The organism is Lentzea indica (assembly GCF_012184385.1).
GTDB classification, from domain to species: domain Bacteria; phylum Actinomycetota; class Actinomycetes; order Mycobacteriales; family Pseudonocardiaceae; genus Lentzea; species Lentzea indica.
This window is the reverse complement of sequence record NZ_VSRL01000008.1, coordinates 40054-64556: the sequence shown is the minus strand read 5'-3', so window position 1 is coordinate 64556 and position 24503 is coordinate 40054. Positions and strand designations below refer to the sequence as shown.

Genomic DNA, 24503 nt, shown 5'->3' with positions numbered 1-24503 from the left:
CCCCTCTCTGTCTAGGGGTACGCGTGCCAGACCCGAGTCGTTCAAGGAAGATGTAGTGTCATGTCCTTCGCTGATGAGGTGTCCGCGGCCGCAGCCCGGCTCGGTGGAGTCGCGCGCACCACGCCGCTCGAGGTGAACCAGCGGTTGTCCGAGAGGACCGGGGCGCGCGTGTGGTTCAAGCGCGAGGACCTCCAGGTCGGCCGCTCCTACAAGCTGCGCGGCGCGTTCAACCTGCTGTGCCAGACCGAGTTCGCGTTCGGTGGCGCGGTCTGCGCGTCGGCGGGCAACCACGGCCAGGGCATGGCCTACGCGTGCCGCCGCCTCGGCATCGAGGGCCGCGTGCACGTCCCCCGGACCACCCCGCGCCAGAAACGCGACCGCATCTCCGCCCTCGGGCAGGGCATGGTGCAGCTGATCGTCGACGGCGACACCTACGACGACGCGGCCGCCCTCGCGAAGGAGTACGCGCTGACGACCGGCGCGACGCTGGTCCCCGCCTTCGACGACCCCCGCACGGTCGCGGGCCAGGGCACCGTCGGCCTCGAGATCGTCCAGCAGCTCGGCGCGCGCCCGACGTGGTCGTGGTGCCTGTCGGTGGCGGCGGACTGCTGTCCGGCGTCGGCACGTGGTTCAAGGAGCGCTTCCCGCGCACCCGCGTCATCGGCGTGGAGCCTGCGGGCGCGGCCAGCATGATCGCCGCGATGCAGGCGGGCAGCCCCGTCACGCTGCCGGAGGTGGACTCGTTCGTCGACGGTGCCGCGGTGCGCCGTGCCGGCGACGTGACGTTCCCGATGGTGCGCGACAGCGGCGCCGAGCTCCTCACCGTGTCCGAGGGCGCGGTCTGCACGGAGATGCTGGAGCTGTACCAGATCGACGGCATCATCGCGGAGCCCGCGGGCGCGCTGGCCTCGGCCGCGTTGCTGGAGGAGATCTCCGTCGCGCAGGACTCGACCGTGGTGTGCCTTCTCTCGGGTGGCAACAACGACGTCTCGCGCTACGCCGAGGTCGTCGAGCGGTCGATGGTCCACCGCGGCCTGAAGCACTACTTCCTGGTCGAGTTCCCGCAGGAGCCGGGCGCGCTGCGGCGGTTCCTCGACGAGGTGCTGGGCAAGGACGACGACATCGTGCTGTTCGAGTACATCAAGCGGGACAACCGGGAGACCGGCGCCGCTCTGGTGTGCATCGAACTCGGCCGCCGCGAGGACTACGACCTGCTGTGGGGTCGCATGAAGGAGTCACCGCTCAAGATCCAGCACGTGGCCCCCGGCACGACCGCCTACCGCTTCCTGATCTGAGGGAAGTGCCGGGCACCCCGTTCTCGGAATGCCCGGCACAGGGTGAGGGGTTACGGCTTCGGCGGGCAGGTCTTCCACGCGAAGTGGTAGGTCGTCTCGATCGACCCGTCGGTGGAGTCCATCGAGATGAAGCTGGTGACCTTCTTCGGGTCGGAGGTGCCGGCCATGACCCGCAGCTCCGTGTTGATGTTGAAGTTCCGCTTCTCACCGCAGGGGTGGTAGACGATCGCGGCCACGTCGGTCGTGTCGGTCGCCTGCCAGTCGTCGCTCATCGGGCCGTTGTAGTTGTGCTGCTTGTACTGCGTCTCCGACATGCCCTGGAAGTAGTAGTTGGCCTTCTCCAGGGCCTTGGCGCCGCGCTCGAGGTGCGCGAAGCCGCGGTAGTCGGTGGACGCGATGCCGTAAGTGAAGCCGGACGGCACGTTGACGCGCAGGTTCAGCTGGCAGTTCTTGCGGAAGTCGGTCGGCTTCGCCTCCGGCCCGACCTGCGCCATGAACTCGCTGTAGGTGACGGTGAACGCCTTGTTGTCCGGGCTGACGGCGACCGCAGCCGTTCCCGGCTTGCAGCCTGAACCGTTGATGGTCACGACGTCGATGGTGATGTGATCGGGCGGTGGCGTGTCGCCGGGGGCGCCACCGGGCGGGATGATGATCGTCGACATCGCGAGCGCGGCCGCGGCCACTGTGCTGAGCATGGGGCACCTTTCCGTCTGGGGTTCAACAAAGAACGGCGGCGGCAATCGGTGCCTGGATCAGCAGCGCTTCCAGGAGAACTGGTACTTCGTGCTCACGCTGCTGTCCGTGGAATCCATCGTCATGAAGCTCGCGGCCTTGGACGATCCGGCGTTCACGCGCAGCTCGGTGTTGATGTTCAGGTGACGGACTTCCCCGCACGGCGCGTAGATGATTTCCGACACCTGGGCGCGGTCGGTCGCCTGCCAGTTGTCGCTCTTCGGGCCGGAGAAGTTGTGGGTCCGGCTCGTGCCCTGCGACATGCCCTGGAAGTAGTAGCTGCCCTTTTCCATGCTCGTCGCGCCCGGCTGGAGATGGGCGAACCCGCGGTAGTCCGCCTGGGCTATGCCGAACGTGAAGCCCTGCGGATAGCTCACTCTGATGTTGAGCTGGCAGTTCTTGCGGAAGTCTGTCGGCGACGAACCCTGTCCGGCCTGGGCGAGGTAGTCGCTGTAGGTGACAGTGAAGGCCGTGCGGTCGTCTGAGGCCGCGACCGCCGCGGTGCCGGCGGGACAGCCGGAACCGTTCACGGTGACCACGTCGATCGTGACGAAATCAGGAACATCGGATGCGTGCGCGGCTGGTGCGGTAAGGACCGCGGACAGCGCAATGGCAGCAGCCGCCACCGTTTTCAGCATGGCCAGCCTTTCTTTCCAAAAGTGCGGTACCGGCGGCGGAAGTCAGACGATATCGGAAACCCTGTTAAGGAAAGGGCCGCCGAATGGGTGACTGAATTGCTCGGCAATGCTTGTCGGAAAGCAGAACTAATTGCACGCCCGAAAGTTCGGGACGTGCGCGAACCATGCTCACCCACCGTGTGGCGAATTAACCTGACGATTGCCTGACGATTGTCGCCCACTGGTCCGATCGGGTGATGCGGGGCTGACAGGCAACAAACTTTCCAGTAAGACCTTGGGTGTCCGCCGCCCCGGACAAAAGGGACCACATGCAGAAGACAGGGCGCACTCTCACCATCTCCGCCGCGGTGCTCGCGGCACTCCTGCTGCCCACGGCGGCGTCGGAGGCCCGAGCGGGCTGGGCACATCAACGCAAGATCACCATCGACACCACCGCCGCGGGCGCGAACGTCGCGGGCGACGTGAAGGGCTTCCCGGTGCCGGTGAGGCTCGACGCGTCGAACTTCGACTTCGGTCAGGCCAAGCCGGACGGCGCGGACGTCAGGTTCGACGACGCGGCGGGCAAACCGCTGCCGTATGAGATCGAGAAGTGGGACGCGGGCGCCAAGCAGGCGGCGATCTGGGTGCGCACCGACGTCAAGGGCAACAACGCCAGCCAGTCCGTCACCCTGAAATGGGGCAATCCCGAGGCGTCGTCGGAAAGTGACGGCACCAAGGTCTTCCCGAAGGCCGACGGCTGGATCACCGCCCACCACCTCGCCGAGAAGGGCGCGGCGAACGGTTACCGCGACTCGGCCGGCAACCTCAACGGCAAGGGCGTCAACATCACCGGCGACGCGACCGGCACCGGCGTGGTCGGCAACGCGCTGTCGCTCACCAGGGCCCGCAGCGAGTACGTCCTGCTGCCGGGCAGCGAGAGCTCGTCGCTGTTCAACCCGTTGCCGTCGAAGGGAACCTTCTCGATCTGGTCCAACGCCAAGACGCATCCGGCCGCGTACATCGCGATGTTCTCCAAGGGCGAGACGGGCTTCCGCATCCACTACTTCGGCGAGGGCGACCAGACCGAGCCGTGCATCGACGTCGCGAACTACGACTGGTGCCCGTTGCCCTCCGGTGCCTACACCAAGGTCAAGAACAACACCTGGTACCACTTCGTCTTCGTCATCGACAAGCCGAACGCCTACTACTACATCAACGGCAAGCTCGAAGTCGGCAAGACCGACACCAACGCGTGGAAGACCGCCGGCAGCGAGCCGGTGACCATCGGCAACAACGAGAAGACGCCAGGCAGCAACAGCCGCAAGCGCTCGTTCGACGGTCTGCTCGACGAGGCGCGCGTGCTGTCCGTGCCGAAGGACAAGAACTGGGCGAAGCTCGACTTCGAGTCCCAGAAACCCGGATCGAAGCTGCTCAAGCACCGGAAGTGAGCTGGCGCACCCTGGGATGAAGCACTCCTCGTCGAGCGTTGATACTCATGACGTTGACCAACCTCGATGAGGAGTGCCCCTGATGGCTCCCGACCAGCTGACCGTCTACTCGACCTCGTGGTGCGGCTACTGCCGGATCCTGAAGAGCTCGCTCGACCGCGAAGGCATCGAGTACGTCGAGATCAACATCGAGGAGACGCCCGGCGCGGCGGACTTCGTGATGAGCGTCAACGGCGGCAACCGCACGGTGCCGACCGTCCACTTCCCGAACGGCGCGGCGCTCACCAACCCGTCGCTGTCCCAGGTGAAGGAACAGCTCGCGGCCTGACGGTCAACCCAACGAGTACAGCTGTTCGGTCGTCGAGGCGCCGTCCAGCGCTTCGCGGATGATGTCCGCGTGCCCGGAGTGGTGCGCGGTCTCCCGCAACACGTGCAGCATGATCCGCCGGACCGACCACGGCTCTGGGTTCGGGTCCCACGGCGCGGACGGCATCTGGACCATCTTGTCGAGATCGGTGGCGCGCACGGCCTCGTCGGTCACGCGCGCCGCCTGGGCGTAGGCGGCCAGCAGTTCCTCGAACGAGCCGCCTTCCCAGGTGTACTGGCTGACGTCGAGCATTCCTTCCGGGGTGCCCGGCTGCTCGGTCAGGATGTGCGTGTACGCACGCTCACACCAGGTGAGGTGCTTGAGCAACCCACCCAGCGTGAGCTCGCTGACGGTCGTGCGCTTCCTGGCCTCGGCCTCGGAGAGACCCCGCATCGCGATGCGGAAGACCCTGCGCTGATCGTCCAGCATGTGCAGCAGTTCGTCGTGCTCCATCGTCATGCGACCAAGCTAGGGACGAACTAGGACAGATCAGGTCCTATTAGCAGTACAGATTTCCTCCGGCCGACACACCGAGCAGCGAAGTGAACTGCTGGTACTTCGAGACGCGGCTCTGCACCTGGCCGGGGTTGCCGCCGTTGCATTCGAGAGAACCGTTGATGCTGCGGATCGTCTCGCCGAACCCGCTTCCGTTGACCATGGCGTTGTGCGGGGTCATGGTGCCCGGCCCGGTCTGCGTGTTCCAGTACCAGAGTGCCGTCTTCCACGAGATCGCGGAGTTGGTGGCCACCTGGTCCGGGTTGTTCAGCAGGTTGATGCCGAGGTAGTCACCGGCTGCCTTGTAGTTGAAGTTCCACGACAGCTGGATCGGGCCGCGGCCGTAGTAGGCGTAGGTCCCGGCCGGGCAGCCGTAGGGCCTGCTCTCGTCGCAGAGGTCGTTGCCCTGGTTGATCTCGCGGATGTGCACCAGGCCGCCGGTCTCGTGCGAGGCGTTCGCGAGGAACGCCGCCGCTTCCTGCTTCTTCACCGTGTCGCTGCCAGTCTTCGCGAACGCGGGGAACGCGCTCATCGCTTCGACGAGACCGCTGTAGGTGTAGAAGCTGTTGCGCGACGGGAACATCTGGTTGAACTGGGCTTCGCTGACGACGAAGCTGCCGCCGCCACCACCGCCCCCGCCGCCACCGTTGCAGTTGTACGGGTCCCAGTACCAGGTGGACACCGTTGGGCTGTAACCGGGATTGTCGTGCTCGGCGATGTAGAAGCTGCCTTCGAACCTGACGATGGCGCCGGTGACGTACCACTGTCCCTGCACCCAGTCGGTGTACGTGCAGGTGCCGCCGCCGCCACCTCCACCACCGTCACAGCTCGTCGGTTCCCAGTACCAGGTGGAAACCGTGGGGCTGTAACCAGGATTGTCGTGCTCGGCGATGTAGTAAGCGCCTTCGAATCTCACGATCGAGCCCGCAGTGTACCACTGACCCTGTACCCAGTCGGTGTACGAGCAAGCCTGTGCGGACACTTCCGCCTGTGAGGACGCGGCCGGTGCGATGACGGCCAATGCCGCCGCCATCACACCTGCCGCGATAGACGCCAAGATGCGTTTTCTCAGCAAGGTCACCCACTCCTGGAGTCTGCGCGCCCGAGGAATCAAGGATGTGAACTACGCTGAGATTGGCATCAATGGTCCAGACCAGTCAAGGGTCTAGACCTGTCAGCAATACAGGTTGCTGCCGGTGGCGACGCCGATGATCCCGGTGAACTGGCGGTACTTCGAGACGCGGCTCTCCACCTGGCCGGGGTTGCGGCCGTCGCACTCCAGCGAACCGTTGATGCTGCGGATGGTCTGGCCGAAGCCGCGCGAGTTGACCATCGCGTTGTGCGGGGTCATGGTGCCGGGTCCGTTCTGCGTCATCCAGTACCAGATCGCGGTCCTCCACGAGATCGTGGCGTTGGTGGCGACCTGGTCCGGGTTGTTCAGCAGGTTGATGCCGAGGTAGTCGCCGGCCGCCTTGTAGTTGAAGTTCCACGAGAGCTGGATCGGGCCGCGGCCGTAGTACGACCTGGTTCCCGCGGGGCAGCCGTAGGGCTTGCTCTCGTCGCAGTAGTCACCGCTTTGGTTGATTTCGCGGATGTACACGAGCCCGCCGGTCTCGTGGGACACGTTCGCGAGGAACGCCGCGAGCTCCTGCTTCTTCACGGTGTCACTGCCCTGGTTCGCGAACGAGCCGAACGTGCTCATCGCGGACTTCAGGCCGCTGTAGGTGTAGAAGCTGTTGCGGGACGGGAACATCCGGTTGAACTGAGCCTCGGTGACGATGAACGGCGCCGCCGTCGCCGGCTGCACGAGCGTGAAAACGCCGAGCAGCGCGACGATCAGGGCGGCGGCGCGTGTTCCGAACATGGAGACCAACTCCTCAGAGCATCTGCGCGCCCACTGTCTGTTACCGCTCTCACCGTGGCAGCAACGGGGCGCGGAGCACAAGAGTTGGTCTATACCTTTTAGGAACCGGAACCGTAGGGTCGCGTGATGATCTCCAGTGCGTGGCCGTCGGGGTCGTTCCAGTAGACGCCTCTGCCGCCGTCGTTGCGGTTGATCTCACCGCGCCGGGAGCGGAACGGGTCGGCCCAGTACTCGAGGCCGCGTTCCTGGATCCGGCCGAAGATCTGGTCGAACTCGTCCTCGGTCACCAGGAACGCGTAGTGCTGCTCGGTGATCGGGGCCTGGCTGGTCAGGTAATCGAGCGAGACGCCGTTCGCGACCTCGACGACGAGGAACGGGCCGAAGCGGACCGGCTCCGGCAGGCCGAGGATCTCGGTGAGGAAACGCGCGGAGCGTTCCTGGTCGGTGACGTGGACGATGGTGTGGTTGAGCTGTACGGGCATGAGTCCCTGCTTACTCGCGTGTCAGGGAGTTGTCAGCGCGAACGGCGATGATCGCCCACATGAAGAGGGGAATCATCGCCACCGCGTTCGTGCTGCTGGGGTTCGTCTTTCCGGGCGTCGCCAACGCCGAGACGCCGCCCGGTTGCGCCAGCGCCGGTCAGATCGGCTCGACCGCCTACATCAAGTTCCAGGGCAACAACATCGCGTCGGTGAAGCAGTTCGCGGGCTGCGGCTCGAACTGGTCCTACGTCTACATGTGGGAGAGCTTCCGCAACTCGGGTCACCACTGGATCACCCAGACCGCGGTCGCCGTCTACAGCAGCGCGAGCGACAGCACACCGGACAGCCACCAGGGCGGCAAGGCCGACCCCTACGACCCGAAGGAGCTGTGGAGCAAGCCCGCCTCGACGCTCACCAAGTGCACTGCAGCTTACGGGCTCGTGAGCGTCGCGCAGGACTACAGCTACAACAAGTACACCGGCAAGCGCTGCTAGTCGCGTATCGAGAACACCGGCCACTTGCCCGTGTGGTTGGTCTTGCGGGTCTCGTGGTCGATGGTGTTCGCGATCAGGTCGCTCGGCCGGTTCTCCACGAAGTTCGCGTAGAACGTCGTGTCAGCGCCGGCCGAGTACGGCACCGCCAGGTCGTGCTTCGTGGTCACCGCGCCGCCCGGCGTCCATGACTTCACGAGCAGTCGCTTCTTGTCCGCGCTGGCGTAGGAGAAGCCGACGCTGTTGCCGGTCGCGACCAGGTCCTTGAAGAGCGACGTCGAGGTGTCGACCGTCGTGGAGGTCCAGGCACCGCCGGCGAATCGCTGAAGCACGATCCTGGCGCTCGTCTTCGTGTGCACGCCGTAGCCCAGCACGAGCGAACCGTCGTTCAGCGGCACGGTCACCGGGTTCTCCTCCGGCAGTGCCTTGCCTGCCGGGAGATCGGTCGGATTCGTCGTCACAACACGGGTCTTGTCGAGGTCACCGCTGTCGACGGTGTTGCCGAGCGTCGCGCCACCGACTGTGTACAGGCCGCCGGAAGCGGTGTCGAAGTAGGCGACGTAGATGTTCTTGCCGCCACCGTTGTGGCCCTTGGGTCCGCCGTGCATCGACCAGGGCAGGTAGATGCGGCCGTCGCGCTGCGTCACGCCGAACGCGTACACCTCGGCGTACCTGTCGGCGGTACGGCCCGAGTCGATGATCATCCTCGGGGCCGACCAGGTCCTGCCGTTGTCCGTCGACTTGATCATCTTGTAGGTGCGGTACGGGTGCGACAGGTCCGTGTTGTGGCTGTAGAACACGTGGATCGTGTTCCCGATGACGACAGGCTCGGGGTAAGTGTTCTTGTCGGTGCTGATCGTCCGCGCGGTCCACGTGCCGGTGATCGAACGCGGCGCGGGTGCGGTGTAGAACTGCATCGAGCTCGTGTGCGTGGCACGGAAGATCGCGAGCCGGCCGTCGCCGAGCTGCGTCAGCACCGGGTAGTCGTGGTAGGCGTTGTCGTGCGTCAGGTTCAGCGTGGCGACCTTGACCGCCGCCGACCACGTCTTCGCGGCGTGGTCGAACGCCTTCACGTAGATGTCGTGCCTGGTGCCCGAGTACGTCACGAACGTCTTGTTCACCGTCGCGTCGTACACGCCCGCGCCGTTGGTGCGCAGGCAGCCGTAGACGCTTGAGGTCGTGACGGTGTCGAGAGTGGCTGCGGCGCGTGCCGGTTGACAAAATGCGACAAGAATCAGCAACGCCGCGGCTAATGCGCGCATCGCCGACCTCCATGGGTGTCGGGGCGGCGACGATCCGACAATACTGCCCCCATGCGGACACTGGTTGTAGTCGGGCTGTTACTGGGTCTAACAGTTCCCGCTCATGCCGCTCAGGCGGACGAAGACCCCTCGTCGCTGGTGAACCCCTTCGTGGGTACGCAGAACTTCGGCAACACCTTCCCCGGCGCCTCGGTGCCGTTCGGAATGGTGCAGGTCAGCCCTGACACAGGAGGACAGGGCGGGTACGACTACAAAGCCGACTCCATCTACGGCTTCTCGCAGACACATCTGTCGGGCGTGGGCTGCGGCGTCATGGGCGAGCTGCCGGTGATGCCGACAGTCGGGTCCGTTGACAACGTTGACATCAACGCCTACAAGTCGGCTTTCAGCCATTCGGACGAGGCCGCCCAGCCCGGCTACTACCGGGTCGGACTGTCGCGCTACGGGGTGAACGCCGAGCTCACGGCCACTCCGCGGACCGGGTGGCAGCGCTACACGTTCCCTTCCAGCGCGGCTGCCAACGTCCTGTTCAACACCGGGCGCTCCAACCAGACGGTGCTGGACTCCGAGATCCACGTCGTCGGTGACCGGACCATCGAGGGACGGGTGCGCAACGGCCGGTTCTGCGCGGGCAAGGACGAGCACACCGTGTACTTCACGGCTTCGTTCGACCGTCCGTTCGCGGCCTTCGGTTCGTGGCGGGGGAGCGTTCCCACGCCGGGCAGCCGTGACGCGGCCGGTACGGGTGGGAACGGCGCCTGGGTCACGTTCGACGCTTCCGCCGATCGTGACGTGGTGCTGAAGATCGGCCTGTCGTACACCGGGCTGGAGGGCGCACGGAAGAACCTCGCGGCGGAGGCTCCTTCCCACGACTTCGACGGTGTCGTCGCCGGTGCCAGGGACGTGTGGAAGAAGCAGCTGGACGCCGTGCGGGTGTCCGGTGGGCCGCGGGACCGTCAGGTCGCCTTCTACACCGCGCTGTACCACTCGGTGCTGCACCCGAACCTCGCCGGTGACGTCGACGGCAAGTACATGGGCTTCGACGGAAAGGTGCGGACCGCTTCGGGCTACACGCCGTACCAGAACTTCTCGTTGTGGGACACGTACAGACCGCAGAACCAGCTGTTGCAGATTCTGGAACCACGCGTCGCCCGTGACGTCGCACTGTCCGTTGTGGCCAGTGGCCGGGACGGAGGGTGGTTGCCACGCTGGGCTTTGGCGTCCTCCGAGACCAACATCATGACCGGTGACCCCGTCACGCCGTTCCTCGTCGAGGCCTGGTCCAAGGGGTTGCTGCATGGATACGAAGAGGAGACGTACAAGCTGTTGCGCGCCAACGCCTTGTCGCTACCTCCCGCAGATTCGCCTTACAACGGACGTTCGGGCGTGGAGTACTACTCGGATCGCGGGTACGTCCCGTCGGGCCTGAAGCTCGGAACCGACTGCGCCCACAAGGGCGGCGACAACGACTGCGTGCACCCGGCCTCGGCCACGCTGGAGTACTCGGCGGCCGACGCGTCGCTGGCGTTGATGGCTCGCGGTCTGGGCCACCGGTCGGACGCACGGCTCTTCGCGGATCGCGGCCAGTGGTACCGCAATCTCTGGGACGCTTCCAGCGGTCACTTCCGGCCGCGCACGGTCGCCGGCACGTGGCTGACGCCGTACAACCCTGTGGACGCCTCGCACCAGTTCCACGAGGGCGGCGCCTACCAGTACCAGTGGCTCGTGCCGCAGGATCCGGCAGGCCTGGTGTCGCTGATGGGTGGCCGTCGTGAGGCCGAGAAGCGTTTGGACGCCTTCTTCGCGTACGAGAAGCTGCTCGTCGATCCCGCCGGCACCGCACGGCACGACTGGATCACCGAACCGTACGACTACTACGGCAAACCGACCTACAACCCGAACAACGAGCCCGACTTGCTCGCGCCGTACATGTACCTGTGGACGGGCACGCCGTCGAAGGCCGCAACGGTCGTGCGGGCGGCCATGACGTTGTTCACGACCGGTCCCGACGGCATGACCGGCAACGATGACCTGGGCACGATGTCGGCCTGGTACGTCTTCTCGTCGCTGGGCATGTACCCGACGTTCAACGGGTCCGGCTTCCTCGCCCTGTCGTCGCCGCAGTTCCCGTCCGCGACCGTCCGAATCGGACAGCACGGTTCGCAGGGCGGCACCCTGGTCGTGTCCGCGCCCAACGTCTCCGACTCGGTGCGGTACGTCAAGAGCGCGTCGTTGAACGGGCGCGACGTCCGCAAGACCTGGCTGAACTGGTCTTCGCTGGAGCGCGGCGGCAAGCTGTCGTACGAGGTGTCCTCGAAGCCTTCGTCGTGGGGCACCGGGCGTTCGGACGAGCCGCCGTCGTTGAACGACGGCAACGTCGACTCGCGGCGTGCCCTGTCCGCTTCGTTGCGCAACTCCGAGATCGTGCTGCCGACCTCGGACTCCGCGCAGTCGCTGACCTTGCAGCTCGACGTGCTGGCGCAGTCGCCTTCCGGGATGACCGTCCGGCCTTCTGTTGGTGCGCCTCCTGGCTGGAAGGTGAGTGGCGCCAAGCCGTTCGTGATCGTGTCGCGGCATCTGCCGACGCAGAAGACGGTGCCGTTGACGGTGTCGGTGCCTGCCGGTGTGGCTCCGGGCTCGTACGAGGTCTCCGTGAAGGTCGAGTCCGTGACCGTGAAGGCCGTGGTGGAGGTGAAACCGGCCGCGGTGTGCGCGTTCTCGACGTGTTCGGTGGACATCGCTCCTGAACGCAACCACGACGGCACGGCGACGGTCGCCGACTCCACCTCCGGCAACTTCGACGGCGGTGGCTGGAGCTACGACGCGGCACTGCTGCCTCCGGCGGGACCCGTGACGTGGGGCGGCATCACCTACCAGGCACCTGATCCTTCCGGCACCGCGCCCAACTTCGTGGAGGCTCGGGGTCAGGGACTGCTGCTGCCCGCCGGTCAGTTCTCCTGGCTGCACGTGGTGGGCGCGTCGCACAACGGTCCGGTGTCCACGGCCTTCACCGTCTGGTACACCGACGGCACCTCGGCCGAGGTGGCCGCCACGGTGCCGGACTGGGCGGCGGGTGGCCCGGTGGTGCTGGAGATGCCGCACCGGATCAAGGCGGGCCAGGGCGTCGACGGGCCACCGGTCCGGCTGTTCGGGCAGTCGCTGCGGCTGCACGCGACCAAGACGGTCCGTTCGGTCACGTTGCCGAACGACCCGCGAGTGGAGCTGTACGCGCTCACACTTGCCTGATGGAACGACTGAAAAGCGGAGTGCGGTCCCGCGTGTGGGCCGACGGCGACCGCATCGTCAAGCAGGTCATCGGCGATGCGGCCGCCTTCACCCGCGAGATCACCGCCCTTCGGCTGGCAGAGCACACCGGCGTGGTGCCGCGCGTCCTCGACGTCGACTTCGACGCGCGGACCGTGGTGCTGGAACGGCTCCGCTCCGAGCCCCCGCGCGAGGACTGGGTGATCGACTACGCCCGCGGCCTGGCCAGGTTGCATTCGGCCACGGGCCCGGAACACGCAGGTGCGCTGCCACGTCAGGAGATCCCGGACCCGGCGCCGTTCCTGAGGTTCGTGCGGGCGCTGGACGTGGAGATCGGGGACGCCGAAGACGAGCTGGCGTTCGAGGACACCGGGAAGTTCGACCTGCTGCACGGAGACCCGTGTCCTGGCAACGACCTGTACACGGAGCGGGGCGCGCGGTTCGTCGACCTGGAGGGTGCGGCGCTCGGCGACGGGCTGACCGAGCTGGTGTACCTGAGGATCGCGTTTCCGACCTGTGCGCTCGTCAACGAGACGCCTCAGGAGCTGCGGAAAGCCGCCGAGCAGGCCTACTTCGAGGAACGCGGCTTCGTCTCACCCCTGGAGGACGCGTGTGTTCGGTGGCTGGTGCAAGGGGATGCGCTGGTCGAGCGGGCCAACCGAGACGAGACGGACCGTCTCGCTCAGGTCGTGGGCCAGGATTGGAGGTGGGGCAACGCGACGGCACGCGGCAGGTTGATGTACCGGACGCGCGTGGTGGCGGAGTTCACCGAGACGCATCCTCGGGTGAGCCGGCTGGCGCGGCGGCTGCACGACAGGATGGCGAAGCTCTGGGGCGGGTACGCGATTCCGGCCTGGCGCACACACCGGTCATGACCAGGCGGACAGCTTCAGCCGCGACGTGAACGAGTGCTCGACGCCGGAAACCGGGTCCACAAAGGACAACGTGCGAGCCAGTAGCTGCAGCGGAGAAGAGAAGTCGTCCAACGGGCGGTCTCGCAGCACCGGATAGAAGTCGTCGTTCACGATCGGCACCCCGAGCCCGGACATGTGCAGGCGCAGCTGGTGGGTGCGGCCGGTCAACGGCTTGAGGTGGTAGCGGCCCAAGCCGTTGCGATGCTCCACAAGGGACACGTGGGTCTCGGCGTTCGGCTCGCCGTCGACCTCGAACGCGGTGATGATGCCGCGCTCCTTGATGATCCGCGAGCGCACCACACGGGGCAGTTCCAGTGCGGGGTCGTGGCCGGCGATCGCTTCGTATTCCTTCTGCACCAACCGGTCGCGGAACATCGTCTGGTACTTGCCGCGCACCTCGCGGCGCACCACGAACAGAACGAGCCCGGCGGTCACGCGGTCCAGGCGATGGGCGGGGGAGAGGTCGGGCAGCCCCAGCGAGTTGCGCAGCTTCACCAGAGCGGTCTGCATGATGTGCTGGCCGCGCGGGATCGTGGCCAGGAAGTGCGGTTTGTCGGCGACCACGATGTCGTCGTCCTGGTACACGACGCCCACCTCGAACGGCACCGGGACCTCGACGGGCAGGTCGCGGTGGAACCAGATGTAGCTGTCCGGGACGAACGGCGCGTCGATGCCCAACGGCCCGGAAACGTCCCAGATCCGTTCCTCGCGCAGCATCTCCTCGATGCGTTCCGAGGCCACCCGTGGCAGTCGTTCCACGAGATGGTCGCGCAAGGACAGCCACGTGCCGAACGGGGGCAGCTTCAGCCGAGCCGCGTCCAGGCCGTTGCGCTGGGGGAGAGGGGAGGAAGGTTTGCGTCTCATCGCAGGAGTCAGTCTAAAGGTTCGGAAAAACCGAACGATATCGCTCGCAAACATTCGCTGTACCGATGAGAGCTGGTCAACAAGGCTGTCGGCATGGCGGTCTTCCTGGTCCTCGGTTCGGTCATCTCCCTGCAGTTCGGCGCGGCGTTCGCGAGCCAGCTCTTCGGCCAGATCGGCGCACCCGGTGCGACGGCGCTCAGGCTCGGCATCGCGGCGCTGATGCTGGTCGTCGTCGCCAGGCCGAAGTTCCGCCAGGAGACGCTCGTGCTCGGGATGACCATGGCGGGCATGAACGGCACGTTCTACCTGGCGCTCGACCGGATCCCGCTCGGGGTGGCGGTGACGATCGAGTTCCTGGGGCCGCTGGGGCTCGCGGCGGTTCTGAGCAGGAGAGCCAGGGACTTCGTGTGGGTCGGGCTGGCGCTCGTGGGCGTCGTCGTCCTGGGCGTGCGGGAGTACACCGGCGCGAAGCTCGACCTGATCGGTGTGGCGCTCGCGTTGTTCGCGGCCGTGTTCTGGGCCTGCTACGTCCTGGCAGGCCGCAAGCTCGCGACGGCGGGGCTCGGCACCGGCGGTCTCGCGGGCGCCAGCCTGATCGCGGCGGCGCTCACGCTGCCGTACGGGCTCTCGACGGCCGGTGCCGGGTTGTTCGAGCCCAAGATCCTCCTGCTCGGCACGCTGGTGGCGCTGCTGGCGTCCGCGATTCCGTACACGCTGGAGATCAAGGCGCTCAAGACCTTGCAGGCCAGCACGTTCGGGGTCGTGCTGGCACTGGAGCCCGCCGCGGCCGCGCTGGCAGGCGCGGTGCTGCTGAGCCAGCACCTGAGCGTGGTCTCGTTGTGCGGCATGGCGTTGGTGATCACGGCCGGGGTTGGAGCGGCGCTACGGAAAGCGCCAGCGCCTCGCGAAACGCCCGCACAGCGGGATGCTGACCTCGTCCTGCCCGTGCCGCAGTGAACAGCAGCCGGGACTGGGGGACCGGCAGCTCGTGCAGGTCGACGGTGATCTCGCGGTCGTACCAGACCAGGTCCGGCAGCAGCGCGACCGCGAGTCCCCGCTCGACGAACCGCAGCTTCACCAGCACGTCGGTCGAGGAGAAGCGCACGTCCGGCTCGAAGCCGTTGTGCCGGCACCAGTTCACGTTGAAGGTCCGCTGCGGCATGCCGGTCGGCTCCATGATCCACGGATAGGTGCCGGCCTGGGTGGTCGACAGTCCACGTGGGACGGCCAGCCGGATCGGGTCCCGGCACACTTCCCGGTACTCCAGGCCGGCGAACCGGGCCTCCGGCTGGTCGGGCCACTCCTCCAGGAAGACGAGGTCGAAGTCCCGTGCGTTCAAGGCGGAAAGCGCTTCCGCCGGGTCGAGGACCTGGAACTCGATCCGCAGTGACGGATGCTCGTCCCGCATGCGCGCCAGCGTCGCCGGGATCAACGCCAGTGCCGCGGTCTGGAACGTCGCGACCCGCAGCGTCCCGGTGATCTCGTGCAGCGACGCGGCGACCTCCGACTCGGCCTGCTCCAGCCTGGCCAGCACCTCTTCGGTGTGCCGCACCAGGATCTCGGCCTGCGGGGTGAGCTTCACCCGCCTTCCGACGGGCTCCAGCAGCGGCACGCCGACCTCCGTCTCGAGCAACGACAGCTGCTGCGACACCGACGAGGGGCTGTAGTTCAGCGCCTGGGCGACGGCGGCGAGCGTGCCCCGCTGGGAAAGTTCGCGCAGCAGTCGCAGACGATGGAGGTCGAACATCGGATCATTATCGGCTACGCTGCCGTTACCGCCCCCTGAGAAAAACGCGCTGTCTTCAGCGCGTCTTGAGGAGGTTTCGGTATGTCCAAACGACTCCGCATCGCCGCGGGGTTCGCGCTGGCAACCGGTCTGCTCGTGTCGGGCTCGCCCGCACAGGCTCAGGTCGAATCCGGTCCGTGGACCAGCTACTCGCCGTCGTTCAAAGTCCAGGAACGCGGCTGTGGCGACGTCAGCGACCTCACGTTCAAGCTCACCTGCTCGACCGGTTCCGGTGACCAGCGTGCCGAGCGCCGGTACGCCACTTACACGGGCGGCACGCGACAGTTCGAGGGCAGCTTCCGGATCACGAGTCTCGGTGGCACCCGCATCAGTCTCAAGCAGACGTTCAAGGACGACCCCGGCGCGGGTCCGTACTTCATGCTCGCCGTGGAACGCGGCGGCAGGCTGTACGCGGTGCACGGTGGCAACACCATCGCCACCGGGGCAACCGTCGGCACGACCGTGCGCGTGAACACCGTGCACGTCGTGGGCAGCGCGCATCGGACCTACATCAACGGGTCGCAGAAGCACTCGGTCTCGAGCTCCGGCGGGAACTTCTACGACAAGTTCGGCGCGTACCGAACCGGCAGCGGTCAGGGCCCGGCGACGGTCGTGTGGAGCGGCATCAAGTTCTGGCGCAAGTGAGCTGCCTTCCTTGACCACACGCGCAATCCTGGTGGGACTGCTGTTCTTGGCTGCCTGCGGCCAAGAGCAGCAGGACCCGGTGCTGACGTCCGAGCTGACCTCGCCGACCGACGTGACGCTGCACTGGCGTGCGGAGGCGGGGGCGGCAGGGCAGGTCGTCGAGTACGCGAACGCCGCCGACGGCGACTACACGATCCTGGAGTTCAGCCCACCGGCCAAGAACTCCTACAAGCACCCGGACCTGATCCCGGAAACGCAGTTCTACTACCGGGTCCGTCCGTTCTCCGGGCCAGCGTCCGCCACGGTCGATGTCACGCTGCCGCCGGGTGATGCGGTGCCGGAGGCCGACGGGCACGAGTGGGCGGAACCGCGCAAGGACGGCCGGGGCACGAAGCCCGTTGCCTCACCCGAGGCGACGCCGGGCAACCTGAAGGCGGAGGTGAAGCACGCCAACGGGATCCTGTTGACCTGGGAGGACCACGCCTCCGACGAGGAGGGGTACCTGATCGAGCTCAAGCCAGCGGGCGCGGCCGACTACCGCGTCGCGGCGCAGCTCGATCCGGACGTCACCTCGTTCGGGCTGATCACACTTCCAGACGAGAAAACCGCGACCTGTCGCGTGCGGCCGTTCCGGTTCGGATCACCGTCGAACCTGACACATCAGAAGACGGGGAAGGTCTGAGCGCGTGTCTGCCGCTCCACGTGCTCGCGGCGAGCAGTAACGCCGCGAGCACGTAGGGCCAGGTCGTGCGTTCTGTGAGGGCGAGGCCGATGTTGATCACGGACAGCAGTCCGAAAACGGCGCTGAGCAGCCACCACGTCAGTTGATCTTCGCGTGCGTCGGGGGTCATGCGGGTGGGCTACCCGTTTTCGATCGGCTTCACACCTTCGTCCCCTTCTTTTTTCTCGCCGCGCCGGCGCATGAACGAGAAGCCGGGGATGCCGAGGATGGCCTGGCGCATGTCGCTCGTGACCTCGAGCAGCTGGTGCACCTCGGGGCCCACCCGGTCCAGCGTCGCCAGGATCGGCAGGATGTCGCTGATCAGGTGCTCGGTCAACACCGGCAGCTCGTCCACGAGCTTGATCGCGGCCTCGACCTCGTGCGGCGAGAGCTCGTCCACGAACCGCTTCGCGAGCGGCTGGGCCTGCTTGGCGATCGGCTCGTAGATCCCGATCAGCTCGTTGGCCGTGTGCGCGGTCTGGCCGGCTGTCGTGACGATCTGCGCGGCCCGTTCCGCGACGTCGCCCGCGCTCGCCGTGATCGCGCGGACCTCGTCGACTGCCTTCTCCGCGTCCGCCACCACCTGTCCGGTGCGGTCGACCAGCGCGTCGGCCTTCTTCACGATGCCGTCGACCGCGTCGATCGTGCCGTTGACCTTGCGGACGAGCTGCTCGACCTCGCCGATCAGGTTCAGCACGCGGCCGGGAACGGCGGCCACTGTCGTGGTCGTCTCGACGGCCGTGTTGATCGCGCTGCCGAGCGCCTGCTTGGCAAGTCCCATGCCGGGGATCTCCATACGACCACTTTGCCCTATGTGTTGATCGGTTCGGGGTAGCGCCATTCGGGATCCAAAAGTGTCAGACCCCGTCATTACTGTTCCTGATGTCGGCCAGTCGGCTGACGGGGCGATCCGGGAACCGTCCGCCGTCCGAAGTTGTCATAGCCGAGGGTTAGCATCCCCGGCGGGCGAGGGAGGCGCAGATGGCTTGGTGGCACCGGATCAGACGCATCATCTCCGGTGGAGGGCGGGAGTCGGCGAGTTTCGTCGCGGCACTGCTGGGTGTTCTGGTGCTCGCGGGCGCCGCGCTCGGGCAGGGGATCTCCCGCACGTCGGTCGCGGTGTCGGACGGGCTGACCTGGCTGGGTGACGACCAGCGCGGTGAGGTCGTCCAGGTCAACCCCGTGTCGGGCAGGCCGCAGACGCGGCTGCAGATCAGCGGGCCCGACTCGCAGCTGGAGATCGCGCAGGAGGACGGCAGGCTGATCGTCCTGAACCGGCGGACCGGCGAGATCACCGTCATCGACCTGGCGACCCTGCTCGCGTCCGGACGCCGGCAGGCGCCGCCGGGCGCGTCGAGCAAGGTGCTGGTGGCGAACGGGATGGTGTTCGTCGTCGACCGCGCGGCCGGCACCGTGCACACCGCGGACCCGTTGACGCTGGCCGATGTCGGGCAGAAGTGGGAGGCGGGGCAACCACTCGCGGACGCGGTCGTGGACGAGCGCGGCGTGCTGTGGCTGGTCGATCACGGCGGCACTCTCAGGTCGCTCGACTGGTCGGACGACGAGGAGCGGTTCCAGGAACGCTCGCAGCGCCAGGTAGCCGGTGCAGGGCCTCGCACGGTTCTGGTGCCGCACGACCAGGGCGTCACGCTGATCGGACTGGACGGCGGTGTCGTGGTTCGTGACGGCACGGGTGAGGACGTGTCGCGGTCGACCGACCGCACCGATGCCGAGGTGATCGCCGCGCAGACCTCGCCGACGGACCTGGTGCCCGCGTCGGTGCCGGACTCGTCCGTGGTCGTGCTCGTCGTCGACGGGCAGGTGCTGCGCGTCGACGTCGGCGCGATGGGCTGTCCGAAGCCAGGCAGGCCCGCGGTGTTCCGGGACAAGGTGTACGTGCCGTGCAAGGGATCCGGCAAGGTCATCGTCCTCGACCGCGGCGGTAAGCGCGGTGGCGACGACGTGCGCACGTCCGGTGGTTCCGACCCCGAGCTGGTGTTCGACGACGGCCGGTTGTTCGTGAACGTGCCGGGTTCCTCGACGGGCGTGCTGGTCGACGCCGACGGCGGGACGCGGTCGCTGACGATCCGCAGCCCCGAGCTGCCGGTGAAGGACCCTGACCGCTCGCCGCCGCCCTCGGTGCCGCCGCCTCCGCCGCCGAACCCGAACGAGCCGGTGAAGCCGCCGCGCAACCCCGGCGAACAACGGCAACGAACGGTCAGAACGCGGAGTGCTCCGCCGCCGTCGGTGCCGTCCTCGACGCCGCCCTCCAATTCGGGTGGCTCGGCTCCGGCCGCTCCCGCCGGCGTGACGGTACGGGAGAAGTCGCGCACCGCCTCGGCCGTCGTCGTGACGGTGAGCTGGACCGCGGCCGCGTCGGCCGAGCCGGTCGTCGGCTACACCGTGACGGGTTCCGGCTCGTTCAGCGGTGGTTCGGTGTCGGCTCAGTCGGCCGGTACGTCTGCCGATTTGTCGTTGCCGTGCACGGGTTCCACGTTCTGCACGAGCGGCAGGCTGGACGTGACGGTGCGCGCGTCGACGGCGACGCAGGCCGGTGCCGCGGGCATGGCGGCGTTCACGGTGACGGCGCCAAACCCGCCTCCGAACAACCCGCCGCCCAACAACCCTCCCCCGAATCCGCCGCCTCCACCACCACCGCCGCCACCGACCACGACGACCACGCCTCCACCACCGCCTCCACCGCCTCCACCGTCGTTGCCGACCGCGGGTGCCACGGTGATCACGGGGCTCACCGGTGGTGCTCGGGTGCCGACGAAGCGGCTCACCCTGGCTCCGCCGGCGGACTGGGCGAGCCACAACGGTCGCTGCGAGGTCGTGAACACGACGTGGGACTACGCGGTCGGCATCGCCTGCAACGCGACCTCCGCCCAGATCACGGTGGAGGAGGGGTCGAACCGCATCGTCGTGCGCGCCTACGCGGCGTCCGGTGCCGGTCAGGTCGACTCGGCCTCCAGGTCCGCGAACTTCGTCATGGACGAGTGCAACGGCAAGCCGACGTGTGTGCCGCGGATGGCGCCAGCCGGAGCGGAGACCGCGCCGATGGGCGCGGGTGGCCTGGGTCTGCTGGCGTGCGCGTTCCTGTTGCGCATCGGTGTTCGCAGAGAAGAGGAAAAGTGATCGACACCGGTGAGGTTTCCGCCTTCCGCGACCTGCACACCCGGCTCGGCGACGCGGTGGAAAGCGCCGTGCGCGGCAAGCGCGACGTGGTCGACCTGGTGCTGGTGGCGATGTTCGCGGGCGGCCACGTGCTGCTGGAAGACGTTCCCGGTACGGGAAAGACGACGCTGGCGCGGGCCGTGGCGGGCGCTCTGGGCGGCATCTCCCGGCGTGTGCAGTTCACGCCGGACCTGCTGCCGTCCGACGTCACGGGCACCTCGGTCTACGACCCTCAGACGGGGCAGATCCGGTTCCGGCCGGGTCCGGTGTTCGCGAACATCGTGCTGGCGGACGAGATCAACCGCGCGGCGGCCAAGACGCAGTCCGCGCTGTTGGAGGTCATGGAGGAGCGGACGGTCACGATCGATGGTGTCGGGCACGCGGTTCCCGACCCGTTCCTCGTGGTGGCGACGCAGAACCCGATCGACCTCGACGGCACGTACCGGTTGCCGGAGGCGCAGCTGGACCGGTTCATGCTGCGGATCTCGATCGGCTATCCGTCGGTGGAGGACGAGCTGGACGTGCTGCGGCCCGGCAGTGGCGCGGGCCGGATCGCCGACGTGCGGACGGTGACGTCGCCGCGCGAGGTGAGCGCGTTCAGCGGGCGTTTGTCGTTGCTGCACGTGGCTGATCCGATCCTGCAGTACATCTCCGCCTTGGGAGTGGGCACTCGTTCCGACGAGCGTCTGCGGCTCGGCACCTCGACGCGCGGGTTGCGGACGCTGGTGCGGTGCTCGCAGGTGTACGCGGCGTCGAAGGGGCGGCATTTCGTCGTGCCGCAGGACGTTCAGGACATCGCGGACCCGGTGCTGGCCCACCGCCTGGTGCTGACGCGGGAGAGCGTGCTGGCTGGCGTCACGACGTCCGAGGTGCTGGCCGACGTGCTCTCGCGGGTGCCGGTGCCCAAGCCCGCCTCTCAATGATCTGGGGCGCGATGAGACTCACCGTGCGCGGCACCGGAACCGCGGTGCTGGGCCTGCTGATGCTCGGTGTCGGCCTGTGGTGGCGGTACGCGGGCATGGCGGCGTTCGGTCTTGCCTTGGTCGCGCTGGTCGTCGCTTCGATCGTGTCGGTGCTGATCGCGTCGCCGCTGTCCGTGTCGCGGACCGTCCGGCCTCGCACCGTGCCGCGGCTCGCGCGGTGCAACGGGCGGCTGGAGCTGTCGGCGACAGGCCGGTGGCCGGTGGCGTTGGACGCGGTGGACATGGTGGCGGGCTCGCCCATGTCCGTGGACGTGCCGTTGCTCAAGCCGGGGTCGGTCGAGGCGTCGACTACGTGATCCCGACCGAGCGGCGCGGCGTGTTCGACGTCGGGCCGTTGACGTTGCGGCGCAAAGGACTGGCCGGTCTGGCGCAGGCGCGGACCGTGCTCGGCGAGGTCGTCCAGGTGCGGGTCGTTCCGCGCGTGCTGCCGGTCCGCGGGTTGCCGTCCGGTGCGCGCCGAGGCCAGGTCGGCGCCGACGAACGCGTCGAGCGCGGCGGCACGGACCTGGTGGGACTGCGGGAGTACGTGCCGGGCGACGACCTGAGGCGCCTGCACTGGGCGACGTCCGCGCGCACCGGCACGCTGATGATCCGTGAGGACGCCGACCCGGCACGGCCGCACCTGGCCGTGCTGCTGGACGACAGCTCTTCGTCGTACGCCGAGGAGCAGAGGTTCGAGGAGGCGGTCGAGGTGGCGGCGTCGCTGATCACCTCGGCGCTGGAGCAGGGGCATCCGGTGCGGCTGCTGACGTCGTCCGGAGGCACCGACATCGAGGAGACGCAGGACTCCGCGCCGATCCTGGCCGCGCTGGCGGACCTGGAGCTGCGGGACGTCGACGGCCGGCCGACCGTGCCGGTGCGCGACCTCGACGTGGTGGCCGTGGTCAGCGGCACCACGGTTCCCGCTTTGGTGCTGGAGGCGGGGCGAGCGGCGTTCGGCACCGTGCTCGTGGTGGACGAGCAGCGGCCGGTGGGGGCGGCGGGGTCGGTGCTGGTGATCAGCGGTGCCAGGGCGGAGGACCTGGTCGACTCGTGGAACGCGGTGGTGGCCCGATGAAGTTCGCGTGGGTGGCCGCGGTTCTGCTCGTGGGTTCTCTCCAGCTGGCTCAGGCGTGGGACGGCGCGTTCGTCCACTTCGGACTGGCGGCGTTCGCCGGATTCCTCGCACTGCTGCTGAAACGGCTCGTGCCTGCCGGTCTCGCCGGCCTGGCGATCATGGTGCTCGCGATGGCGGGCGGGTTCTTCGCGGCACGCGGCGCGTCCCCGGACCGGGACCCGGCGTGGGTGCTGCTCGACACCGTGCCCCGGCTGCTGACAGCTGCCCGTCCCGCTCCCGCGACGCCTGAGCTGCTGGTGCCGGGGCTTTTGCTGATCATCGGTGTCTCCACGGCGACGGTGCTGTCGGTGACCAAGCGCGGGACGGCTTTGTTCGTGCCGGCCTTGGGCGCGGCGACCCTCTACGTGTCGGCGGCGCTGCTCACCACGGGCAAAGCGGACCGCTACGGCCTGGTCGCACTGGTGCTGGTCGTCGTGCTGGCGCTGGGGTGGCTGATCATCGACCGGCGCGGGCCGGTGGTGCCTCCCGCGGTGCTCGCCACGGCGCTGGCCGCGCTGACGTTGCTGACGTTCGTGTTGCCCACCAACGGTTTCGAGCCGCGCAAGCTCGTCACGCCGCCGATCACCGACATCGCCATCGCGAACCCGCTGCCGCAGCTCGCCGCCTGGGCCGCGCAGGGGGAGGCGGAGCTGTTCCGGATGCGCGGGCCAGAGGTGCCGGTGCGGCTGGTGACGCTGAGCCGGTATTCGGGCGCGTCGTGGGAGGCGGCCTCTACGTACGGGCCGCTCGGTGTGGTCGACGCGCCGGACCTGCCCACGGGCGGGAAGTTCCAGGACACCAGCGTTGATCTGCGGATCACTGGGCTGCAGGGCGAGTGGCTGCCGGGCGTGGGCAAACCGCAGGCGGTGTCGCTGAGCAACGCCATGGTGGATCCCGACACCGGGTCGCTCGTGGTCGCCGAGGGCCTCAGGACAGGGCTCAGCTACACGGTTCGCGGTGTGCTGGAGACGCCGGCCGACGCCGATCTCGCCGAGGCTTCCGTGCCCGCGGACGCGACCCGGTACACGGCTCTCCCACGGTTGCCTTTCACGTTGGCGGAGTACGCGCGGCAGGCGACGTCGAACGCGCGCACGCCGTACGAGAAGGCCGTGGCACTGGAACAGGTCGTGCGGCTCAACCGCCGGCCTGACGCCGAGGCACCGGTCGGGTCGTCCTACGCGCGGCTGGAGACGTTCCTGTTCGGGGCGGCCGGCGAGGCAGGGGCAGGGGCGGGGACGGCCGAGCAGTTCGCGTCGGCGTACGCGGTGCTCGCGCGGGCGTCGGGTTGCCGACGCGGGTGGTCGTCGGGTTCCAGCCGGTGCCGGAGCAGGACGGCGAGCGGATCGTGCGGGCCGCGGACGCCACGGCCTGGCCGGAGGTGTACTTCAGCGGCTGGGGCTGGGTGGCGTTCGATCCGGTGTCTGGCAACGGAAGCGGACCCAGCGCCGCCTCGAAGCGCGAGGTGCTGAACCGGCTCGCGTCGACCACCGCGAAGCCCACGCCGACCTCGTTGCCGTCCGTGCCGCCGCTGGTGCAGCCGACCGCGGTGCAGCCTGACGCCGTGGCCGCTCCTGAAGCGCCGAAGGGTTTTCCGCTCTGGGCGTTCGCGCCGGTGTTGCTCCTGATCGGGGTGTACTTGGCGCGGACTTCGCGGCGGATGCGGTGGAGGGCGGCCGGTCCGGTGGGAGCGTGGAACGAGGTGCTGGACTCCCTGGTGCTCGCCGGCCTGAAGCCGAAGCCGAGCCGCACCGTGCCGGATGTGGGACGTGAGTGGGGCGAGGCAGGGGCGCGACTGGCGGTGATGGTGGACCAGGCCGCGTTCGGGCCGAGGGCGGGCCGGGCCGGAGAGACGCAGAGGGCCGCGTCAGCCTCGCGGCCGGTGCAGCCCGAGAACAGCTGGCGGCTCGCTCGCCAGGTGCGCAAAGCGGTGCGGCGCAAGGCTTCCTGGTGGCGCAAGGTGGTGTGGGCGATCGACCCGCGGCCGTTGTTCCGGCGCTGAG

The 24503-nt window shown here is 67.9% G+C and carries 24 protein-coding genes and 2 pseudogenes; 16 read left to right on the top strand and 10 right to left on the bottom strand.

Annotation, left to right across the window (positions count from 1 at the left end):
• The first annotated feature begins 60 nt into the window (after positions 1 to 60).
• A pseudogene (gene ilvA / locus FXN61_RS04135) lies at positions 61 to 1295 on the top strand (threonine ammonia-lyase IlvA).
• A 50-nt stretch (positions 1296 to 1345) separates the two neighbouring features.
• Here ilvA and FXN61_RS04130 read toward each other — a convergent pair.
• Both FXN61_RS04130 and FXN61_RS04125 read right to left on the bottom strand, forming a co-directional pair.
• A complete protein-coding gene (locus tag FXN61_RS04130) occupies positions 1346 to 1990 on the bottom strand; it encodes a DUF4360 domain-containing protein (RefSeq protein ID WP_167970374.1) in 645 nt (214 codons plus the stop codon).
• Between the two features lie 57 nt (positions 1991 to 2047).
• Positions 2048 to 2665 (bottom strand): DUF4360 domain-containing protein, encoded by a 618-nt coding sequence (locus tag FXN61_RS04125; RefSeq protein ID WP_167970372.1) that lies wholly within the window; start codon positions 2663 to 2665, stop codon positions 2048 to 2050.
• A 308-nt stretch (positions 2666 to 2973) separates the two neighbouring features.
• On the opposite strand from FXN61_RS04125, the gene FXN61_RS04120 reads away from it, so the two are divergent.
• Together FXN61_RS04120 and FXN61_RS04115 are read left to right on the top strand one after the other, a co-directional pair.
• A complete protein-coding gene (locus FXN61_RS04120) occupies positions 2974 to 4092 on the top strand; it encodes a DUF2341 domain-containing protein (RefSeq protein ID WP_167970370.1) in 1119 nt (372 codons plus the stop codon).
• A gap of 82 nt (positions 4093 to 4174) precedes the next feature.
• The gene (locus FXN61_RS04115; protein WP_167970368.1) at positions 4175 to 4420 is read left to right on the top strand and encodes a mycoredoxin; all 246 of its coding nucleotides are present in this window, start codon (positions 4175 to 4177) and stop codon (positions 4418 to 4420) included.
• 3 nt (positions 4421 to 4423) lie between these two features.
• Here FXN61_RS04115 and FXN61_RS04110 read toward each other — a convergent pair whose 3' ends face one another.
• Both FXN61_RS04110 and FXN61_RS04105 read right to left on the bottom strand, forming a co-directional pair.
• A complete protein-coding gene (locus FXN61_RS04110) occupies positions 4424 to 4918 on the bottom strand; it encodes a DinB family protein (protein WP_167970366.1) in 495 nt (164 codons plus the stop codon).
• A 40-nt stretch (positions 4919 to 4958) separates the two neighbouring features.
• Positions 4959 to 5987, bottom strand: coding sequence for a chitinase (locus FXN61_RS04105; protein WP_167970364.1), 1029 nt, complete (start codon positions 5985 to 5987; stop codon positions 4959 to 4961).
• On the opposite strand from FXN61_RS04105, the gene FXN61_RS04100 reads away from it, so the two are divergent.
• Positions 5911 to 6123 carry a hypothetical protein gene (locus tag FXN61_RS04100; RefSeq protein ID WP_167970271.1) on the top strand — a complete coding sequence of 71 codons (213 nt, stop codon included), beginning with the start codon at positions 5911 to 5913 and terminating at the stop codon, positions 6121 to 6123. The genes FXN61_RS04105 and FXN61_RS04100 overlap by 77 nt on opposite strands.
• Before the next feature lie 5 nt (positions 6124 to 6128).
• On the opposite strand, the gene FXN61_RS04095 is transcribed toward FXN61_RS04100, so the two are convergent.
• Positions 6129 to 6818: a chitinase gene (locus tag FXN61_RS04095; protein WP_167970362.1), complete on the bottom strand. Its 690-nt coding sequence runs from the start codon at positions 6816 to 6818 to the stop codon at positions 6129 to 6131.
• A gap of 98 nt (positions 6819 to 6916) precedes the next feature.
• Positions 6917 to 7300, bottom strand: a complete 384-nt coding sequence (locus tag FXN61_RS04090) for a VOC family protein (protein WP_167970360.1) — start codon at positions 7298 to 7300, stop codon at positions 6917 to 6919.
• A gap of 59 nt (positions 7301 to 7359) precedes the next feature.
• Here FXN61_RS04090 and FXN61_RS04085 point away from each other — a divergent pair, with 59 nt between their 5' ends.
• The gene (locus FXN61_RS04085; protein ID WP_167970358.1) at positions 7360 to 7794 is read left to right on the top strand and encodes a hypothetical protein; all 435 of its coding nucleotides are present in this window, start codon (positions 7360 to 7362) and stop codon (positions 7792 to 7794) included.
• On the opposite strand, the gene FXN61_RS04080 is transcribed toward FXN61_RS04085, so the two are convergent.
• Entirely contained in the window at positions 7791 to 9053 is a 1263-nt protein-coding gene (locus tag FXN61_RS04080; protein ID WP_167970356.1) for a BNR-4 repeat-containing protein, read from the bottom strand. The genes FXN61_RS04085 and FXN61_RS04080 overlap by 4 nt on opposite strands.
• Positions 9054 to 9104: 51 nt before the next feature.
• Here FXN61_RS04080 and FXN61_RS04075 point away from each other — a divergent pair, with 51 nt between their 5' ends.
• Together FXN61_RS04075 and FXN61_RS04070 are read left to right on the top strand one after the other, a co-directional pair.
• Positions 9105 to 12299 (top strand): GH92 family glycosyl hydrolase, encoded by a 3195-nt coding sequence (locus FXN61_RS04075; RefSeq protein WP_167970354.1) that lies wholly within the window; start codon positions 9105 to 9107, stop codon positions 12297 to 12299.
• Entirely contained in the window at positions 12299 to 13192 is an 894-nt protein-coding gene (locus tag FXN61_RS04070; protein WP_167970352.1) for a phosphotransferase family protein, read from the top strand. The genes FXN61_RS04075 and FXN61_RS04070 overlap by 1 nt, the downstream gene beginning before the upstream one ends.
• Here the strand turns inward: FXN61_RS04070 and FXN61_RS04065 are convergent.
• A complete protein-coding gene (locus FXN61_RS04065) occupies positions 13187 to 14095 on the bottom strand; it encodes an RluA family pseudouridine synthase (protein WP_167970349.1) in 909 nt (302 codons plus the stop codon). The genes FXN61_RS04070 and FXN61_RS04065 overlap by 6 nt on opposite strands.
• Positions 14096 to 14188: 93 nt before the next feature.
• On the opposite strand from FXN61_RS04065, the gene FXN61_RS04060 reads away from it, so the two are divergent.
• Positions 14189 to 15052, top strand: a complete 864-nt coding sequence (locus FXN61_RS04060) for an EamA family transporter (RefSeq protein WP_167970347.1) — start codon at positions 14189 to 14191, stop codon at positions 15050 to 15052.
• Here FXN61_RS04060 and FXN61_RS04055 read toward each other — a convergent pair.
• Positions 14955 to 15842, bottom strand: coding sequence for a LysR family transcriptional regulator (locus FXN61_RS04055; RefSeq protein ID WP_167970345.1), 888 nt, complete (start codon positions 15840 to 15842; stop codon positions 14955 to 14957). The genes FXN61_RS04060 and FXN61_RS04055 overlap by 98 nt on opposite strands.
• Positions 15843 to 15923: 81 nt before the next feature.
• Here FXN61_RS04055 and FXN61_RS04050 point away from each other — a divergent pair, with 81 nt between their 5' ends.
• Together FXN61_RS04050 and FXN61_RS04045 are read left to right on the top strand one after the other, a co-directional pair.
• Positions 15924 to 16526, top strand: coding sequence for a polysaccharide lyase family 7 protein (locus tag FXN61_RS04050; protein WP_167970343.1), 603 nt, complete (start codon positions 15924 to 15926; stop codon positions 16524 to 16526).
• Between the two features lie 10 nt (positions 16527 to 16536).
• Positions 16537 to 17208, top strand: coding sequence for a fibronectin type III domain-containing protein (locus FXN61_RS04045; protein ID WP_223165303.1), 672 nt, complete (start codon positions 16537 to 16539; stop codon positions 17206 to 17208).
• Between the two features lie 178 nt (positions 17209 to 17386).
• On the opposite strand, the gene FXN61_RS04040 is transcribed toward FXN61_RS04045, so the two are convergent.
• Positions 17387 to 18043, bottom strand: a complete 657-nt coding sequence (locus FXN61_RS04040; protein ID WP_167970341.1) for a methyl-accepting chemotaxis protein — start codon at positions 18041 to 18043, stop codon at positions 17387 to 17389.
• A gap of 185 nt (positions 18044 to 18228) precedes the next feature.
• On the opposite strand from FXN61_RS04040, the gene FXN61_RS51495 reads away from it, so the two are divergent.
• From FXN61_RS51495 to FXN61_RS04010, 6 genes and pseudogenes are all read left to right on the top strand, one after another.
• The gene (locus FXN61_RS51495) at positions 18229 to 20385 is read left to right on the top strand and encodes an NHL repeat-containing protein (protein ID WP_167970269.1); all 2157 of its coding nucleotides are present in this window, start codon (positions 18229 to 18231) and stop codon (positions 20383 to 20385) included.
• Positions 20382 to 21347, top strand: coding sequence for an AAA family ATPase (locus FXN61_RS04030; RefSeq protein ID WP_167970339.1), 966 nt, complete (start codon positions 20382 to 20384; stop codon positions 21345 to 21347). Before FXN61_RS51495 ends, FXN61_RS04030 begins: the two co-directional genes overlap by 4 nt.
• An 11-nt stretch (positions 21348 to 21358) precedes the next feature.
• Positions 21359 to 21703 carry a hypothetical protein gene (locus FXN61_RS04025; RefSeq protein WP_167970337.1) on the top strand — a complete coding sequence of 115 codons (345 nt, stop codon included), beginning with the start codon at positions 21359 to 21361 and terminating at the stop codon, positions 21701 to 21703.
• The gene (locus FXN61_RS04020; protein ID WP_167970335.1) at positions 21700 to 22464 is read left to right on the top strand and encodes a DUF58 domain-containing protein; all 765 of its coding nucleotides are present in this window, start codon (positions 21700 to 21702) and stop codon (positions 22462 to 22464) included. The genes FXN61_RS04025 and FXN61_RS04020 overlap by 4 nt, the downstream gene beginning before the upstream one ends.
• A pseudogene (locus FXN61_RS04015) lies at positions 22461 to 23860 on the top strand (transglutaminase TgpA family protein); the annotation flags it as partial. The gene FXN61_RS04020 and the pseudogene FXN61_RS04015, both read left to right, overlap by 4 nt.
• Before the next feature lie 60 nt (positions 23861 to 23920).
• Positions 23921 to 24502: a hypothetical protein gene (locus FXN61_RS04010; protein ID WP_167970267.1), complete on the top strand. Its 582-nt coding sequence runs from the start codon at positions 23921 to 23923 to the stop codon at positions 24500 to 24502.
• The last annotated feature ends 1 nt before the right edge of the window (position 24503 follow it).

Coding starts and splice junctions, on each gene's coding strand:
- FXN61_RS04095 (WP_167970362.1), bottom strand. CDS start 6,818: ATGTTCGGAACACGCGCCGCCGCCCTGATCGTCGCGCTGCTCGGCGTT.
- FXN61_RS04110 (WP_167970366.1), bottom strand. CDS start 4,918: ATGACGATGGAGCACGACGAACTGCTGCACATGCTGGACGATCAGCGC.
- FXN61_RS04050 (WP_167970343.1), top strand. CDS start 15,924: ATGTCCAAACGACTCCGCATCGCCGCGGGGTTCGCGCTGGCAACCGGT.
- FXN61_RS04070 (WP_167970352.1), top strand. CDS start 12,299: ATGGAACGACTGAAAAGCGGAGTGCGGTCCCGCGTGTGGGCCGACGGC.
- FXN61_RS04120 (WP_167970370.1), top strand. CDS start 2,974: ATGCAGAAGACAGGGCGCACTCTCACCATCTCCGCCGCGGTGCTCGCG.
- FXN61_RS04105 (WP_167970364.1), bottom strand. CDS start 5,987: ATGGCGGCGGCATTGGCCGTCATCGCACCGGCCGCGTCCTCACAGGCG.
- FXN61_RS04075 (WP_167970354.1), top strand. CDS start 9,105: ATGCGGACACTGGTTGTAGTCGGGCTGTTACTGGGTCTAACAGTTCCC.
- FXN61_RS04055 (WP_167970345.1), bottom strand. CDS start 15,842: ATGTTCGACCTCCATCGTCTGCGACTGCTGCGCGAACTTTCCCAGCGG.
- FXN61_RS04130 (WP_167970374.1), bottom strand. CDS start 1,990: ATGCTCAGCACAGTGGCCGCGGCCGCGCTCGCGATGTCGACGATCATC.
- FXN61_RS04125 (WP_167970372.1), bottom strand. CDS start 2,665: ATGCTGAAAACGGTGGCGGCTGCTGCCATTGCGCTGTCCGCGGTCCTT.
- FXN61_RS04080 (WP_167970356.1), bottom strand. CDS start 9,053: ATGCGCGCATTAGCCGCGGCGTTGCTGATTCTTGTCGCATTTTGTCAA.
- FXN61_RS04025 (WP_167970337.1), top strand. CDS start 21,359: ATGAGACTCACCGTGCGCGGCACCGGAACCGCGGTGCTGGGCCTGCTG.
- FXN61_RS04040 (WP_167970341.1), bottom strand. CDS start 18,043: ATGGAGATCCCCGGCATGGGACTTGCCAAGCAGGCGCTCGGCAGCGCG.
- FXN61_RS04065 (WP_167970349.1), bottom strand. CDS start 14,095: ATGAGACGCAAACCTTCCTCCCCTCTCCCCCAGCGCAACGGCCTGGAC.
- FXN61_RS51495 (WP_167970269.1), top strand. CDS start 18,229: ATGGCTTGGTGGCACCGGATCAGACGCATCATCTCCGGTGGAGGGCGG.
- FXN61_RS04115 (WP_167970368.1), top strand. CDS start 4,175: ATGGCTCCCGACCAGCTGACCGTCTACTCGACCTCGTGGTGCGGCTAC.
- FXN61_RS04085 (WP_167970358.1), top strand. CDS start 7,360: ATGAAGAGGGGAATCATCGCCACCGCGTTCGTGCTGCTGGGGTTCGTC.
- FXN61_RS04060 (WP_167970347.1), top strand. CDS start 14,189: ATGGCGGTCTTCCTGGTCCTCGGTTCGGTCATCTCCCTGCAGTTCGGC.
- FXN61_RS04090 (WP_167970360.1), bottom strand. CDS start 7,300: ATGCCCGTACAGCTCAACCACACCATCGTCCACGTCACCGACCAGGAA.